General features: G+C 69.8%; 14 protein-coding genes. 13 read left to right on the top strand and 1 reads right to left on the bottom strand.

The window, feature by feature from the left end:
* Positions 1–395: 395 nt before the first annotated feature.
* The 3 genes from OG496_RS09075 to OG496_RS09065 all read left to right on the top strand — a co-directional run bounded on the left by OG496_RS09075 (position 396) and on the right by OG496_RS09065 (position 4,623).
* The gene (locus OG496_RS09075) at positions 396–1,811 is read left to right on the top strand and encodes an IS4 family transposase (protein ID WP_405970354.1); all 1,416 of its coding nucleotides are present in this window, start codon (positions 396–398) and stop codon (positions 1,809–1,811) included.
* Positions 1,812–2,995: 1,184 nt separating this feature from the next.
* Positions 2,996–3,427, top strand: a complete 432-nt coding sequence (locus OG496_RS09070) for a hypothetical protein (protein WP_405976587.1) — start codon at positions 2,996–2,998, stop codon at positions 3,425–3,427.
* On the top strand, positions 3,424–4,623 hold the full coding sequence (locus tag OG496_RS09065; protein ID WP_405970353.1) for an MAB_1171c family putative transporter: 1,200 nt from the start codon (positions 3,424–3,426) through the stop codon (positions 4,621–4,623). The genes OG496_RS09070 and OG496_RS09065 overlap by 4 nt, the downstream gene beginning before the upstream one ends.
* Positions 4,624–4,628: 5 nt before the next feature.
* Here the strand turns inward: OG496_RS09065 and OG496_RS09060 are convergent, their stop codons facing one another.
* Entirely contained in the window at positions 4,629–5,096 is a 468-nt protein-coding gene (locus OG496_RS09060) for a hypothetical protein (RefSeq protein ID WP_405970352.1), read from the bottom strand.
* A gap of 226 nt (positions 5,097–5,322) precedes the next feature.
* Between OG496_RS09060 and OG496_RS09055 the strand changes: the two genes are divergently transcribed.
* The 10 genes from OG496_RS09055 to OG496_RS09010 all read left to right on the top strand — a co-directional run bounded on the left by OG496_RS09055 (position 5,323) and on the right by OG496_RS09010 (position 15,896).
* Positions 5,323–6,552 (top strand): sedoheptulose 7-phosphate cyclase, encoded by a 1,230-nt coding sequence (locus tag OG496_RS09055; RefSeq protein ID WP_405970351.1) that lies wholly within the window; start codon positions 5,323–5,325, stop codon positions 6,550–6,552.
* Positions 6,553–6,557: 5 nt separating this feature from the next.
* Entirely contained in the window at positions 6,558–7,313 is a 756-nt protein-coding gene (locus OG496_RS09050; protein WP_405976586.1) for an SDR family oxidoreductase, read from the top strand.
* Positions 7,314–7,328: 15 nt separating this feature from the next.
* Entirely contained in the window at positions 7,329–8,060 is a 732-nt protein-coding gene (locus tag OG496_RS09045) for an HAD-IA family hydrolase (protein WP_405970350.1), read from the top strand.
* A complete protein-coding gene (locus OG496_RS09040) occupies positions 8,057–9,073 on the top strand; it encodes an ROK family protein (protein WP_405970349.1) in 1,017 nt (338 codons plus the stop codon). Before OG496_RS09045 ends, OG496_RS09040 begins: the two co-directional genes overlap by 4 nt.
* Complete coding sequence (locus tag OG496_RS09035; protein WP_405970348.1) at positions 9,070–10,170, top strand: alcohol dehydrogenase catalytic domain-containing protein; 1,101 nt, start codon at positions 9,070–9,072, stop codon at positions 10,168–10,170. Before OG496_RS09040 ends, OG496_RS09035 begins: the two co-directional genes overlap by 4 nt.
* Positions 10,160–11,041: a sugar phosphate isomerase/epimerase family protein gene (locus tag OG496_RS09030; protein WP_405970347.1), complete on the top strand. Its 882-nt coding sequence runs from the start codon at positions 10,160–10,162 to the stop codon at positions 11,039–11,041. The genes OG496_RS09035 and OG496_RS09030 overlap by 11 nt, the downstream gene beginning before the upstream one ends.
* Entirely contained in the window at positions 11,038–12,114 is a 1,077-nt protein-coding gene (locus tag OG496_RS09025) for a zinc-binding dehydrogenase (protein WP_405970346.1), read from the top strand. Before OG496_RS09030 ends, OG496_RS09025 begins: the two co-directional genes overlap by 4 nt.
* On the top strand, positions 12,111–13,340 hold the full coding sequence (locus tag OG496_RS09020) for an MFS transporter (RefSeq protein WP_405970345.1): 1,230 nt from the start codon (positions 12,111–12,113) through the stop codon (positions 13,338–13,340). The genes OG496_RS09025 and OG496_RS09020 overlap by 4 nt, the downstream gene beginning before the upstream one ends.
* 139 nt (positions 13,341–13,479) lie before the next feature.
* The gene (locus OG496_RS09015; protein WP_405970344.1) at positions 13,480–14,682 is read left to right on the top strand and encodes an MFS transporter; all 1,203 of its coding nucleotides are present in this window, start codon (positions 13,480–13,482) and stop codon (positions 14,680–14,682) included.
* Positions 14,683–14,726: 44 nt separating this feature from the next.
* Positions 14,727–15,896, top strand: coding sequence for an acyltransferase family protein (locus OG496_RS09010; protein ID WP_405970343.1), 1,170 nt, complete (start codon positions 14,727–14,729; stop codon positions 15,894–15,896).
* The last annotated feature ends 6 nt before the right edge of the window (positions 15,897–15,902 follow it).

Raw genomic sequence — 15,902 nt, 5'->3', positions numbered from 1 at the left:
GCCGTATGTCGAGGCGTTATGGGTGCGCTGGGCGGCGGGCCTGGGGGGCGCTGAGTCAGGTGTGGGGCGGCTGCGCGGGAGCGGTCATTCCCGCCCCGGTGGCCGACCATCCTGCTCTGGCAGGCCTGCCGCAGCGGATGCAGCCCGACCACGTGCTGGCGTACACGCCGTCCGGCGCGACCGTCGAGACCATCCGTCCAGGTGTCATCGACCGTGCACTGGGCGACCTGGAAGGCGACGCCAGACGCCAGTCCGAGACGTTGGTACGCGCGGAACGATGGTGTCCCGCCGAGTGCAACACCAGTGCGTTAAGGGTGTGTGCGCCCTGTCAAGAGGGCGGGACCTCTGGTAGTTCGCATGGTGTCGAAGCCATTGCGAGTGTTCCGGAGGTCCCGTTGCCGCAGAATTCTGTCAGCGTCAGGTCCGGTGCGACAGCCCTGGACGTGTACGCGCCTGGCCATCTGGGCGAGTTGACCGAGATCATCGGCCCCGAGCTGGTCGACGCGGTCCTGGAGGACACCGGTGTTCGCACGCAGCGGGTGCGGCTACTCCCGGCGCGCGTGGTGGTGTACTTCGTGCTGGCCCTCGCCTTCTTCGAGCGATCCTCCTACCAGGCGGTATGGGCCAAGCTCACGGCCGGACTGGGCAGCGCGCCCGTGGCCCGCCCCTGCGCCTCGTCGCTGGCCCGTGCCCGGCGCCGGCTGGGAAGCGGACCGCTGCGCCACCTGTTCTCGGTCCTGGCCGGACCAGTGGCCGACCACCGCCGGTCCTGCGCCTTCTACCGGGGTCTGCGTCTGGTCGCCGTGGACGGCACCACCCTGTCCGCTCCCGACGAGAAAGCGGTGACCTGGCACTTTCGCAAACACATCGGCAGGGTCCGCGCGTTCGGCTATCCGCTGGTGCGCATGGTGGCCCTCGTGGAGTGCGGCACACGGTCTTTGGTGGACGCGGTCTTCGGGCCCGACGATGTCGGCGAACTCGCCTACGCGCGCCGTCTGCTGGGACATCTGGATGCGTCGATGCTGCTGCTGGGCGACGCCTACTACGACGCGTTCGGCTTCCTTGAGGCCGTGCAGGACACCGGGGCCCGTTTCGTACTGCGCTCTACCCGCAAGCGGCGCCCGACTGTGCGCCGCCCGCTGTCCGACGGCTCCTACCTCACCGCGGTCCTGCCGCGCCGCCACCGTGCCAGGGCGAGCGGGCAGCGGGTGCAGGTGCGGGTGGTCGAGGCGTGGCTCACCGTCGTCCTCGCCGACGGCACCAGGCGCACGCAGCTGTGGCGGCTGCTGACCAATCTGCTGGATGCCGAGCGCCACCCCGCAGATGACCTGCTGCGGCTCTATCACCGGCGCTGGCAGGCGGAGACCTGCTATTTCTCGCTGAAGTCCACGATCCTGGACGGGCGAGTGCTGCGGTCCCGCAGTGTCCCCGGTCTCGAGCAGGAGATCTACGCACTGCTCACGGTCTACCAGGCGCTGATCCGCATGGCCGGAGATGTCGCGACGGCCACGCCGGGACTGTCCGTTCAGCGGGTGAGCTTCACCGTTCTCTTCCAGACCGCCGCGGACCAGATCATCGTCGCCCCAGGGCCTGCCCGGGGAAGTACGACGTCGTTGATCGGGGCCATCGGCAGGGCAGTGCTGGCCAACCTCCTCCCCGAACAGCGCCGCCAGCGTCTGAAGGCCCGCTACCGCAAGACATCCAGCAAGTACCAGTTCCAGCGCGACCAGCATCCGCGCACCGTGCAGACGTACACACTGGACTTCAAGATGGTCAAGGACGGAGACATTGACGCCGGGCCAGACGGCTAACGCAACGGTGTTGCACTCGGCGGGACACCATCAGCTCAGCTGGCCTCTGGCCTGCGCGGACGGATCTTTCAGCGGCTTTCCGGATCGTGCCGCGCTATGCAGTCGATTCTCCCCACGCGCTCCCCAGCGCTGCCCGTACTCCCCAGATTCTCCCCAGCGAGGGTGTCCAGAGGGGACCCGTGCCGCGTGTGCTCATGAACGCCTAGCGGTCGGTAGAAGTCACTACGGGTTACCTCTCGTTTGGAGCTCCTTGCCCCCATGCCGTCCGGACGGACGTGATCGGCGGCGCTGTTTCGGGGGACGCATGTGGGACGATCTTGCTCGATCGCGCCGTCTGACCGAGGCGGGGTGAGGGCGCTCGTGCATTCGTCTGCGTAAGTGAGAAGCCGGGACGGCGACCGCTTGGGCGAGTGGGGGAGGCGTCGGCGAGCAAGGCTCCGTCGGGCGCCCGCTGCCGGTGGGGTCATGGAGATAGAGCCCGTAGTGGCCCGGAGGGGTTGGCTGCCACGAGGCAGGCGTTGTAGGCAGGGTCGGATCGAGGTGTGGACGATGGACACCACCTTCGACGTCAGGGTCTGGCAAATCGAGAGGTGATCCGGGCAACGTCGTCAGTCCTGTGGGGCGCGCTGGTCCGTCGCCGGGAAACGCCATCGCAAGTCGTTCCAGACGTTCGCGCTGACGGACGGTTTCCGAGCGGAGCTGGTGACCGCGACGCACGCTGGCGAGCCGTTCAACGTTTCGACTGGCATGCCGGAGCGGCACGAGCCGAGAACTTCCTCGGTTGGGTGGTACGACTTCGCCGTGCAGATCGCGGACGCGCCAGCCGGTCTCCGGGTGCCGGTCGGTATCCGTGCCACGCTCTCGGCCGAGTCCGGAGGGCTCGGTCCGGACTGATGATCCCGCGGTACTTCAAGTGCCGGATGTTCGCTACGGATCGTGAAGTTCTCGTTACGACGGAGTGATGTGGGTCTCGTTTCGTTGAGGGACGCATGGCAAGTGCCGTACATTTTTCTTGATCAATATCCGTGGGTCCGGCCATGGGGTGCTGTGGGAGTTGGATTCAACGTTTGCCACAGGGGGAGCAAGTGTTGAGGAAATGGAATAGGGACCTCTTAGGGCGGTCGCTCAGTGCACGAAGCGACCGGCTGCGTGACGCCCGATTGCGTGCACACAGCCGCAGTGTGATGCGTCGGATCACTCCCCGGCTGCCATTGAGCGTCACCGCTCTGTGCGGCGAACTCGGCGAAATGCGCGACAGGTCGATCAGGCTCATGGAGTGGGATCTGTCGGCCGATGGGCCGTTCGGTGTGCTGATATCCCGTGAACACGAGGACGTCATCATCTATCAGGCCAAGACAACCAAAGCGCACCAGGCACATATCATTCTTCACGAGGTCGGACACATCCTCGCGTTCGACCTTGCAGGTGAGTGGCCGTCCGCCACCCTGGAGCGGACCTGTTATTCCGACCGGGACGAGCGGGACGCCGAGATCATCGCATCGACGATCATGTATCGGGCGATTGCATTGAGTCGGCACATGCGAAGTCACGGACTTGACGAGCCCTGGCGGCCCTCGGTGTACAACAGTCTGCTGCTCACCGGCGGAGCAGTGTGATCGCGCTCAATCTCGTCACCATCGCCACGCTTTTCAGCGGTGCGGTGTGGACGATGCCCGGTCTGATCCAGCGGCGCTTGCGTGATCCCATGCGATTGCACCTCTTCCTGGCGCTGGTACTGATGAGTTCCGGGAACCTGCTGGCGCTGGAGCCCGTCCTCCATCTCGTGGATGACCTGACCTTCGAGGGCTTCTCCAAGATCGTCTACAACGCCGAGGTCATGACCGGCCTCGCCCTGATGGTCGGATTCCTGCGCGAGCGTCCGTTGAGACGCTTGATGCCGCCGTGGCCCTGGGAAATAGGCGCCTGCTTCATCTGCCTGACGGCGATGGTCTTAGTATCGGCGCTCCTTCCGGCCTCGTTGCGTAGTCACACACTGACGTCGGCGTATCTCGTGGACTGGCGAGTACGCACTTTCTACGACTTCGGTAACTTTTATCTGCTGTTCGGATATGTCGCCAGTGCCGCTCTGGCCCAGCGGCAGGCAAGGCGTGGCGGTCCGCTGCGGCGGATATCGCTGGTCATCGTCTCTGTCGGTCTGGGCGCGCTGGCCCTTACCTGTATTTTCCGTTTCCTGTGGGTGAATCTTCCCGCGCTGCGGAAGCCTGGGCAGCTGATCGAGTATCCTGATGTTTTCTTCTTCGGTCAGATCGCCGCCGTCCTGGTGTGCGTGGGTCTGGCCTTGCCCTTTTTCTTCAGCGTGGTGAATGCTGTGCGGGATATTGTCGATCACCACCTCCAGTTCCGCGGACTTGAGGAATTATGGCGTCGGCTGGTGGGGGTCTATCCCGAACTGGTTCTGGACCGGCGCCACTACCGGCGGCGTGCCTTCTTCATGAACTCGTTGTCCGTCTACCGGCGTTATGTGGAGTGCCGGGACGGACTGACACGGCTCGGCCCCTATTTGCACCTCGCGTCCCAGGAGGCGGCGAAGCCCGTGTCGCAGGACGACTTGAGGGCATCCGCGTGTCTGGTCGCGCACGCGTTGCGGCTTCAAGGCGATCGAGAGCGGGGCGGCGGTCCGCCGGCGGACGCGGTCTTCGTCCTCGCTCCGCTCGGTGAGCACAGCATCGACGGCCATGACTACGAGGAGGACCTGGGCACCCTTGTCCAGCTCTCCCGCGAACTGCGTACGATGCGGACTCCGCCGGGGCCGGATTGGGCTGTGGCGTCATGTACGGATGGGCATGTGTGAGCCGCTCATGCTCTGCCGCCCGCGGAATCCCCGGTGGCGGGCGGCTTCGCCGAGCTGTCCAGTACATCCATGATCGACAGCAGTTGCTCGCGCAACTCGGGGGTGAGCCGACCAGCTCGCATCGCGATGGACTGCACCTGGCGGTCGGCGAGTGCCTCCGCCCATCCGTCCTTCGACTCCGTCGGGCTCGCCGCCGGCGTCTCGTTGATGAGCGCGCTCACCGACACCGGCAGGGTCATGTCCCGGGACTGGAAGTACGTGACGATCGCGGAAAGGACGCTGACCGTCGGATTGGTCTGCGAGCCGTTGCGCAGGGCGGTCAGATAGCTCCGGGAGATCGTCACGTCGTGGCGCGTGTCGTCGGAGATGGCCTTGGCGACCTCCGACGTGGACGGCTCACGTAGACGGCCCACGGCATCCGGTGTCGCGGCATCGGCGAACCAGGAGTTGAGGCGTTCCGCCAGCTTAGCCATAGGTCTCGGCCTCCGTGGACTTCGACGACTCGATGAGCTGGGCAGAGGAGTGGACGACACGGCTTTCGCCGGGCGTCCCCTTTAATGCTCGCGTCGCCTGTATATCAGCACTTGCGCTCACTGTAACACGACCGACACACTATGCGCCATCGTGCCAATATAATAGACGTGACGCTAGTAAAGAGCTTACCGTGCTCATGTAATGGCGGCTCGTGCTGGAGGGCATATGCGTAGCGGTACGGTCTTCACTCAAGGGCTTCGTCAGGGTCTCGGGGACGACCCGTTCTGGACGGTCGAGGCCGTCCGTCAGGTGCGGTACCACGTCGTCAGCTCCAACGGCCTGTTCGAGCCCGGCAACAGCGCGCTGCTGACCGGATGCCCGGACGCCCCGATGTCCGCGGGCGACCGGCGGCTCATCGTCATCGACCAGAACGTCGACGCGCTCTACGGCGGCAAGGTGCGCGCCTATTTCACCGCCAACGGGATCGACGCGACCGTCATCCCGCTGCGTGCCGACGAGTCGGTGAAGCAGTGGGACGCCGTGTCGCAGGTCGTCGACGCGATGAACGACTTCGGGATCGACCGGCGCCGCGAGCCGGTGCTCGCCGTCGGCGGTGGGGTACTGACCGACATCGTCGGCTTCGCCGCGAGCCTCTACCGGCGCGGAACGCCGTACATCCGCATCCCCACGACGCTGATCGGCCTCGTCGACGCCGGAGTCGGAGTGAAGACCGGGGTCAACTACGAGCGCGGCAAGAACCGGCTGGGCACCTACGCGCCCGCGACGGCCACCTTCCTGGACCGGTCCTTCCTGCGCAGCCTGTCCCTGCGGCACATCAGCAACGGTCTCGCCGAGATCCTGAAGATGGCCCTCATCCGCTCGGAGGACCTGTTCGCCCTGCTGGAGTCGCGGGGCGTGGCCGTCCGCGCCGACCGCCTCCAGGGGACGACCGAGGAGCTCGCCGGCGCCGCGGACGCCATCATCGCCGAGTCCATCCACCTCATGCTGGAGGAACTCCAGCCCAATCTGTGGGAATCCGCCCTGGAGCGCTGCGTGGACTACGGCCACACCTTCAGCCCGACGCTGGAGATGCACGCTCTGCCCGAGCTGCTCCACGGCGAGGCCGTGGTCATCGATATGGCGCTGACCACCGCGCTGGCGACCTTGCGCGGCTTCGTCACCGAGAACCAGGCCGACCGCGTCTTCCACGTGATGCGCCGGCTCGGACTGCCCGTGTGGAACGAGGTCCTCGAAGACCCGACACTGCTCCAGGAGGCGCTGCGGGACACGGTGCGCCACCGCGACGGCCAGCAGCGGCTGCCCCTGCCGATCGGCATCGGACGGCACCGTTTCGTCAACGACGTCACGCCCGCCGAACTGAGTGACGCCACCCGGCTGCTGCGCGACCGTGCCCCCGCGGACCCCTCGCTCGTGCCCGAGCAGGTCGGCGCGTGAGCGGCATGGAAGGCGGCGCCACCAGGGCTGCCGTGGTCGGCGGATCGACCGGGATCGGAAGGGGAGTCGCCGACGCCTGGGCCGCTGAGGGCATCGAGACGCATGTCTTCAGCCGCAGCAGACCGGTCGGCCCCGGCGCCGACCGACTGGTGTGGCACCGGCTCGACTTTCGGGACCCCGAGCAGGCCAAGCGGGCGTTGCGCACCCACCTGCCCGCCGATGTCTCCCTGGTCTGCTACTCGGCGATCTACTTCACCGCCCGGCGCGAGCCGTTCCTGGAGACCGATGAGACCGACTGGATGGACCAGTTCGCCATCAATGTGCACGGTCTGGCCTGGACGCTTAAGGCGGCGCTGCCGCTGCTGCGGTCCGCGGCCCCCGGACTGTTCCTGCACATCTCGTCCGAGGTGGTGTACAATGCCGGCCCGAACCGGTCCGGATACGCCGCCACCAAAGCCGCGGCCAGCTCGCTGATCCGGTCCGTCTCGCTGGAGACCGACGCGGACGAGGTGACGTTCGTCGAGGCACTGCCCGCCGGCATGGTCGACAGCCCCGGCATCCGCGCCCGCCGGTCACCGGACTTCGACTACAGCGGCTACACATCCCCGATCGTGTTCGCTCCCCTGGCCGTCGAGCTCGCTCGGACGCGCGGTGCGCCGTACGGGGGCCAGGCCCTTGTCGTGTACGACGACGCGACGTGGTCGTCCGGCACCGCCGAGCCGCCGGTCTCCCAGTCCCGGCCCCTGGACCGCTCCCTCTGACAGTCAGGAACGAACATGCCAAAGGCACAGCCGGCCGCCCCGGCGGCGGCCCCCGAGGACCCCTCGCCGCGCCTGCACGCCTCGGCGCTGCTCTTCGACATGGACGGCACGCTGGTAGACTCCACCGCCCTCGTCGAGTCCACCTGGGCGGACTTCAGCGCACGGCACCGGACCGACCTCACCGAGGTGCTCGCCTACGCGCACGGCCGTCCCACCCGGGAGACGGTCGCGCACTTCGTCGCCGACCCGGAACTGGCGGCGTCGGAGACCCGGCGGCTCGTCGCGCACGAGCAGTCGGAGACCACCGGGATCACCGAGATACCCGGCGCGCGGGTGTTCCTCGCGGAACTGCCGCGCGGCTCCTGGGGGATCGTCACCTCGGCCGACCGGAAGCTGGCCGAGGTCAGGCTCGCCGCCGCGGGCCTGCCCCTGCCCGAGGTCTTGGTGAGCGCCGACGACGTGGTCCGCGGCAAGCCCCACCCCGAGGGCTATCTGCGCGCCGCGGCCCTGCTCGGCGTCGAGCCGGGCGGCACGATCGTCTTCGAGGACTCAGGCGCCGGTGTGCGTGCGGGCCTGGCCAGCGGCGCGCGTACCGTGGTCATCGGCGGCCTCGCCGAGTTCGACGAGGTGGTGGAACGCCACGCCGACTTCCGTGGTTTTCGGGTCGCCGCGGCGTCGTCCGCGGCCACAGGGGTCTCGCTGACGGCGCCCGAGCCGCTCGTCGGCCGGGCCGGGGCAGGGCGATGACCAGTGCGACAGCGGCGTCCGGCAGCGCACCCCGGGCAGTGACCGTCTTCGCCGCCGATGTCGGCGGCACCTGGGTGCGGCTGCGGACCGGGGCGTCGGACGCCCCCGTGGAGCGGCTCCGCTCTCCCAGCCGGCTCAACCACCCCGACCGGCCTCTCGCGCGCCTGCGTGAGGACATGGCGGAACTGCTGTGCCGGGCGGCCCCGCCCGGTGCCCGTGCCGCGGTCTCTTTCGGCGCGGCCATCGACCACCTCACCGGCGAGGTCCTCGGGTCGGCGCCGCTGTGGGGCGCGGAGACGGAGCCGTACGACCTGGGAGCCGTGCTGCGCGAGCGCCGGCCCGATGTCACCTGGCGGCTGGTCAACGACGTCACCGCCGCCCTGGTGGACTTCGTCGCGGTACATGCCCGGCCCGGCGTCCGGCGCGTCGGATATCTCACCGTCAGCAGCGGTATCGCGATGCGCGTCGCCGACCTGGAACGGAACCGCATCCCGGTCGACGATCGGGGCCTCCAGGGCGAGATCGGTCACCTTCCGGCGATGACCACCGACCCGGAACTCCGGCGCGCGCAACTGCCGTGCGAGTGCGGGGGGACCAACCACCTCGCCTCGATCTCGTCCGGACCCGGCATCCTGCGCGTGGCCGAACTGCTGGGTGTCGAGGGGGGATCAGCGCTCCCGGAGCGGTTCTCCGACGCGCTCTCGGCGGACGATCCCCTGGCGCGCCGACTGCTGGAACTGTGTGTCGCACCGGTCGCGAACCTGCTGCGTACCGTGTGGTGCCTCGATCCGCACCTCGACCTGCTCGGTCTGGGCGGCGGTGTCGTCGAGGGGCTCGGCGACCACTACGTCGGCGAACTGTGCCGGCAGCTCGGCCTCGCCACCTCCTACGCCGACCGGGGCAGGGGGCGGGCCTGGCTCGCCGACCGGCTGGTGTGGTGCGGTCCCGGCGCGGTGGACCCCCTGCACGGGGCGGAACGTTTCGGCCGCTGGTCGCCGGGGATCGTGCCGTGAGCGCCGCGACCCACCGTGCGCTGGTGCGCCTTCCGGCCGATGCCCGGGGCCGCACCCGCGTCGAGGTCGTCGAGCTGCCGACGCCCCGGCTCGGTCCCGAGGACGTTCTCCTGGCCCCGGTGACCTCGGGGATCTGCGGCACGGACTGGCAGATCCTGCGCGGGCTGCGGGCAGACCCGAGCCGGGTGCTGGGGCACGAGGGCGTGGCCCGGGTCGTCGAGCCCGGCGGCACCGGTCTGCGCACCGGCTCGCTGGTCACCGTGAACCCCACCCACCCCGACGACCCCTCCTTCCTGCTGGGGCACAACCTGCCCGGCCTGTGGGCGGAGCGCACCCGCATCCCCGCCACGGCTGTACGTGCTGGCCTGGTCCTGCCGGTGCCCGAGGGCGCGGACCGCCCGGAGGTGGCCGCCCTGGCCGAGCCGCTCGCCTCGGTGCTGTACGGGCTGGAGATCGCCGTCGGTGTGACGAGGCCAGCCGCCCTGGTCGTATGGGGCGACGGAACCGTGGGACGGCTCGCCCGCGAAGCCTGGCAGCGCCGGCTGCCCGGAACGCACTGTCTGCTGGTGGGGTACGGCGCCGACGCGGTCGACCCGCGTGCGCCCGGTCTGGCCGAACTGCTCGCCGGCCTGCCCGAGCCGGTCGGCGTCCTGATCGCCACACCGCGCACCGGCACCCTGGAGGCACTGAGTGCCGTGGACCGCCATGTGCGGGGCCGGCTCATGGTCGATGTGCACGCGGGCCTGCCGTCCGGCCCCGTCCCGCTGTCCGCGGGAGAGGTCGACGTGGCGGCACTGCGCGCCGACAACTGCGGGGGTGAACCCAGGCCACCCCGGGTGCGCCGCTTCGACCGGCCGACCGGCCCCCTGCTCCTGTACGGACACCGCGGGGTGTCCAACCGTCATCTGCGCCAGGCGGTCGACCTCCTCCTGGCCCGGCCGCCCGAGCCGCGGGGCGGCGGCGTCCTGACCCACGAGGTGGATCTGCCGGGCGCGGCGGACCTCGTCAACTCCGTGCTGGACGCGGACCGGAGGGTGGCCGACGGGCGGCGTGTGCTCAAGACGGCGATCCGGACGGGAGGCGGCGATGACGGCTGAATCCGGTACGGGGACGGCGACGCCCCCGGAATCCGCAGCGGGGTCGGCCGCCGTGACCGCCGGACCCGGCACCCCGACGCCCCCGGCCGCCGTGGCCGCCCCGCAGTGGCGGATCGGCACGGACCGGCCGGAAGCGGCCAGGGCCGCACGCGCGGCGGGTGCCGATCAGCTGCACCTGGACTTCGGCGGCTCCCACCGCGGGCCGCCGCTGAGCGATCCGGGCGAACTGCGCCGGGCCGTGGCGATCACCCGGGACATCCCGGTTCCCGTCCTCGCGGTCAACCATGTCAACGACATCGGGCTGGCTCACGAACACGGCGCGGCCAACCCGGCGGCCCTCGATCTGCTGGAGCGTGCCCTGGACTGCGCGCGGAGCCTGGGCGTACAGGTGCTGCACGTTCCCGGATTCCGGCGGAGTTCGCCGGTCACCGAGGGGCTGCGGGCAGGCACCGCCGACGCGCTGCGCCTCCTGTGCGAGCGGGCCTCGGAGGCGGGCCTGACGCTCGCCTACGAGTCGCCGCTGGGCCCCGTCGAATCCCTCGCCCTCGCCCGGGCCGTGGGCCACCCGGCCCTGCGTCTGGTGCTGGACACCGGCAACCTCCTGGACGCCGGCGAGGACCCCGCGCGCTTCGCCTGCCTTGTCGGTGCTGCGGGGCTCCTCCTGCCGTACCTGCACATCAAGGACTCCGCGCCCGCCGCCGGCCCGCCGCCCGGCACCGTCTTCGACGCCCTGCCCGCCCTGCTGCGGTGCGTGGGCGCCCGCTCGGTGCTCGTGGAGAACGACTACCGGAACTCACCGACCCGTCTGCGAACGGACATCGCACTGTGCCGTGCCGCGGTCGGACTCAGCCACTCCAAGGACGAACGATGAAAGCCATTCTGCTCACCGGCCCCCGTGCGGTGACGGTCACCGAGGTCGATCCGCCCGAACCCGGCCCGGACGAGGTACTGATCCAGGTGGGTCTGCTCGGTCTGTGCGGCACGGACCTCGGTTTCTACGACGGCAGCAGCAACTACCTCCGCGACGGTTTGAAGAGCTACCCCTTCGTCCCGGGCCACGAGTGGTCCGGGACAGTGATCGGGCTGGGTCCCGGAGCCGACCCCGCCCTGAAGGGACAGCGGGTCGCGGGGCACAACTTCCGGGCCTGCGGCCGCTGCCCGCACTGCCAGGCCCACCGCGTCAGGTACTGCCCCGACCGCAGTGAGATAGGCGTCCTTGGCCCGCGTCCCGGCGCGGGCGCGGAGCTGATCACCGCACCCGTGAGTACCCTGACCCGGATACCCGACGCCCTGTCCGACGCCGCCGGCGTGCTGCTGGAGCCGACCGCCGCCGCGGTCCACGCGGTGGAGCGGATCGCCGTGACCCGCCAGGACCGGGTCGCGGTCCTGGGTGCGGGAACCCTGGGGCTCGCCACCGCCCAGGTTGCCCGTGCCCTGGGCGCTCCCACCGTCATCTTCGACCCCCAGCCCGGGGCCCGGGAACTGGCCCGTCAGCTCGGCCTCTCCGCCGAGGCGGCGCCCGCCGGTGACGACGAGGAGGCGTACGACGCCGTGATCGAGGCGTCCGGCAGCGTGACGGCGGTTCGCTCCGCCGTCCGTCTGGTTGCCTCCGGCGGGCGGGTGGCCCAGTTGGGGACACCGCACCGTGCCGTCGACGGATTCGACGCGGCGGGCCTGGTCATCCGGGATGTCACGCTGCACGGTGTGCTCTCCGGCATCGGCTACTGGGACCGGCTGATCACCCTGGTGGAATCGGGGGCGGTGGACCTGGACACCCTCGTGGACCGGGTCTTCCCGGTCGACGACCTCGATGCCGCGTTCGCCCGCCTGGCGGACGGCGGGCGCGCCCGCCCCAAGGTCCTGATCCAGGTCGGCCCGCTCCTCGGGGACGCGTCGGATTGCCGTACGGCCGCGCGTGACGCCCGAACCGGAGCACGCCGGTGAGCACGGCGGCGTCGACGGCCGCGCCGGAACGGATCGACGCGCCGACCGCCGCACGCCTGGCCGTGCTCGCCGCCGCGACCTTCGTCTACGTCACCTTCGAAGTCTTCCCGATCGGACTCATCCACGACATCGCCGCCGATCTGGAGGTCGGTGTCGGCCAGGTCGGACTGCTCGTCAGCGGATACGCGGTCGTCGCCGGTGCCGTCACCATCCCCGCAGTCGCCCTCGCCGCACGCGTCTCCCGCGGCAGTGCGCTGGTGGTCTCCCTACTGGTCCTGCTCGGCGCCGAGCTGCTGACGGCGACCGCCACGGATTTCGCCACGATGGTGGCCGGCCGGGTCGCCGCGGCTCTGACCCATGGGGTGCTGTGGTCGTTGATCGCTCCGGCGGCGGCCACCATGGTGCCCCGTGAGCGGGTGGGGACTGCGACCGCCGCGGTGTTCGGCGGCTCCTCGCTCGCGGCGATCATGGGCAGCCCCGGCACGACGTTCGTCGGTGAACTCATCGGATGGCGGGCTACCGCCCTGCTGCTCGCAGTGGTCACGGCGGCGGTGACCCTCGCGCTGGTGTGGGCCCTGCGACCGCCCCTTCCGGTGGACCCGGTGGTCCCGCCCGGAGCGCGGGCCCGGCGGGCGGAGCCGGCCGGCGGGTCGGGGACGGTGGATTGGCCCGCGGTCCTGACCCTGTGCGCCGTCGCGGTGGTGCTGGTCGTCGCGCACTTCCTCAGCTACACCTACTTCGCCCTCATCGTCGCCGAGGTCACCGGGGCGCCGGGCTCGGTGACCGTGCTGCTGGCCGTCTTCGGCATCGCGGGGGCGGTGGGGACGTACCTCATGGGCCGCCACAACGACCGGGCCCCGCGGCGCGCGGCGCAGGTGACCATGGCGGCCTTCACAGCGGGGGTCGGTCTGCTGGCCCTTTCCCTCGTTCCGGCCCCGGCAGCGGTGTCCTGGGCCGCGCTGGGTGTCGCGGTCGCGGTGTGGGGCGGCGCGTTCGCGGCAGCGGGGCCCGTCTTCCAGACCGGGGTGATGCGTCTGGCGGGCGCGCAGGCCGACCGTGCTTCCTCGGTCTACGTCACCGGCTTCCAGGTCGGTATCGCGGGCGGGTCCGGTATCGGGGCGGCGCTGCTCGGCCATTCGGTCGGCGTGCTCCCGCCCGTGTCGGCCGTGCTGGCCGGGGCGGTGCTGATCGCCGTACTGGTGCGGCGTCCTGTACCGGATTCCTGACTGTTCAACAGCGCACTCCAGAAACGATTGACTTGTATATTCGACAACTAGCCACTAAAGTACTCTCCAATCCTTCGTGAGGCTTCTTGTCCGGCGAAGTGGCCCCGTCACACATGAGAGGCACTGCATGCGGTCCCGTATGGCTGTCCTGATCCTGGCCATCTTCTGCGTCGGCACGGCCGAGCTCGCGCCGAGCGGCATGCTGGGTGACCTGTCCCGGGACCTGTCGGTGACCATCCCCACCGCAGGGCTTCTGGTGACCGTCTACGCGCTGACCGTGGTGGTCGGCGGGCCGCTCGTCACCGCCGCCACCACCCGGGTCCGCCGCAAGTACCTGCTGGTCGGGCTGCTGCTGGTCTCCGTCGCGGGCAACGTCGTCTCCAGCCTCGCCCCGACCTTCGGTCTGCTCGTCGTGGGCCGGATGCTGACCGCTGTCATCCACGGCACCTTCCTCGCCGTGTGCGTCGTCATCGCGGGCGGCATGGCCGACGAGGGCAAGGAAGGGTCGGCGATCGCCGGCACCCAGATGGGCATCAACCTGGCCACCGTGCTCGGTGTGCCCCTGGGCACCTTGGTGGCTCAACACCTCAGCTGGCGGGCCACGTTCGGCAGCGTCGCCGTCCTTGCCCTGGTCGCCACCGTGCTGATCCTGCTGGTCATTCCGGACACCGGCGGCAGCAGCTTGTCGGCGGCCCACGAGCTGCGCGCGTTCGGCACGTGGCAGGTGATGGGCACCGTCCTGGCCACCGTCCTGTGCTCGGCCGGTATGTTCACGCTGATCACCTACATGGTGCCGCTGCTCACCGATGTCGGTGACTTCCCGGCAGCCTGGGTGCCCGCCGTGCTCGTCGCCTACGGCCTGGGCTCCCTCGTCGGCAACGCCATCGGCGGCAGGTACGCCGACAGGTCCGCCGACGCGGCGGTACTCGCCCTCTCCTCGGTGCTCGCCGCCGTCTGCCTCCTGTACTGGGTCGCCGCTCCCTCACCGGCCGGCGCGGCCGTCTTCCTGATCCTCTTCTCCATCGCGACCTTCGCCCTCATCCCCGGACTCCAGGCCAAGGTGCTCGCCGCTGCCGCCGATGCACCGACGCTGTCCCTGACCGCCAACATGTCCGCCTTCGGGCTCGGCGCCGCTCTCGGCTCATGGGCCGGAGGGCAGATCATCGGCCAAGGGCTCGGCATCCGCGCGGTCACGGTCGGCGCCGCCGTGTTCACCGCTCTGGGCGCCCTCCTGATTGCCCAGACGGTCCACAGCGGCCGTAGTCGCCGCAAGACCGCCGATGACGATGTCGAGCAGCGCCAGCTCACCGACCCCGGAATGACCAGCACGCCCGCTTCCTGAACCAGACCTCCTGGCCGGCACTTTCTCACGAGAAAGCCACCCTCATGGCGAGCAGCTCCGTGCCCACCTCCAGATCCAGGCTCCCCTCGCTGACAGGGCTGCGTTTCATCGCCGCCGCCCTGGTCTTCTTCTTCCACGCCTCGCTGATCTTCATATCGATGAACCCCTTCGCCGACCCGGACACGGCCGACGGTTTCCGGTGGCTGTTCAGCAAGGCCGGGTGGATGGGGGTGTCGTTCTTCTTCGTCCTCAGCGGTTTCGTGCTGACCTGGTCGGCCCGGCCCGGCGACACCGTCACCGGGTTCTGGCGGCGGCGCCTGCTGAAGATCTTCCCCAACCACATCGTCACCTGGGCCCTGGCCCTGGTCGTGGTCGCCCAGACGGCCACCCCTGTCCGGGTGTGGCTGCCGAACCTGTTCCTGGTGCACTCGTGGTTCCCCGACCCGGCTGTCTACCTGAGCCTCAATGCTCCCGCCTGGTCGCTCTGCAGTGAGCTGCTCTTCTATCTGCTGTTCCCGTTCCTGCTGCGGCCGGTGCTGCGGATCAAGGAACGCGCCCTGTGGCTGTGGGCGGCGGGCATGGTCGCCGGCATGCTGGCCGTGCAACTCGTCACCGACTTCCTGGCACCGAGCAGCCCCCCGGCGCCCGGCACCGACGTGACGGTCTGGCAGTTCTGGTTCGGATACAACTTCCCGCCGGTGCGGATGTTCGAGTTCGTCCTCGGCATGATCCTGGCCCGGCTCGTGCTCGCGGGCGCCTTCCCCCGCGTCGGGATCGTCCCCGCGGCCGTGCTGTGCGTGGTCGGCTATGCCGCTGCGATGGTGGTGCCGTTCCTGTACGGCCTCAACCTGATGACCGTCATACCCATCGCCCTGCTGGTCTGCGCGGTGGCCCGCGCCGACGTGGAGAGCACTCCGACGGTGCTGCGCGGTCGCACGATGCAGTGGCTCGGCGAGGTCTCCTTCGGCTTCTACCTGGCCCAGCAGATCGTGCTCTCGTTCGTGCGGACAAGACTCATGGACCAGCGGACCGTGGCGACCCCCGCGGGCCTCGCCCTCGTGGCGGCCGAGTTCGCCGGAGCGCTCGCCCTCGGCTGGCTGCTCCTGATGTGCGTCGAACGCCCGGTCATGCGCCGCTGGTCCCGGCCCCGTAGAAAGCCGACGGAACCAGCCGCGCCCTCCACGCCCCCGTCGCAGCTCACCGCCGCCTCCTGAAGGAAA

The organism is Streptomyces sp. NBC_00988 (assembly GCF_045162645.1).
GTDB lineage: Bacteria > Actinomycetota > Actinomycetes > Streptomycetales > Streptomycetaceae > Streptomyces.
The sequence above is the reverse complement of the archived record's forward strand: the minus strand, read 5'-3'. Positions and strand labels throughout refer to the sequence as shown.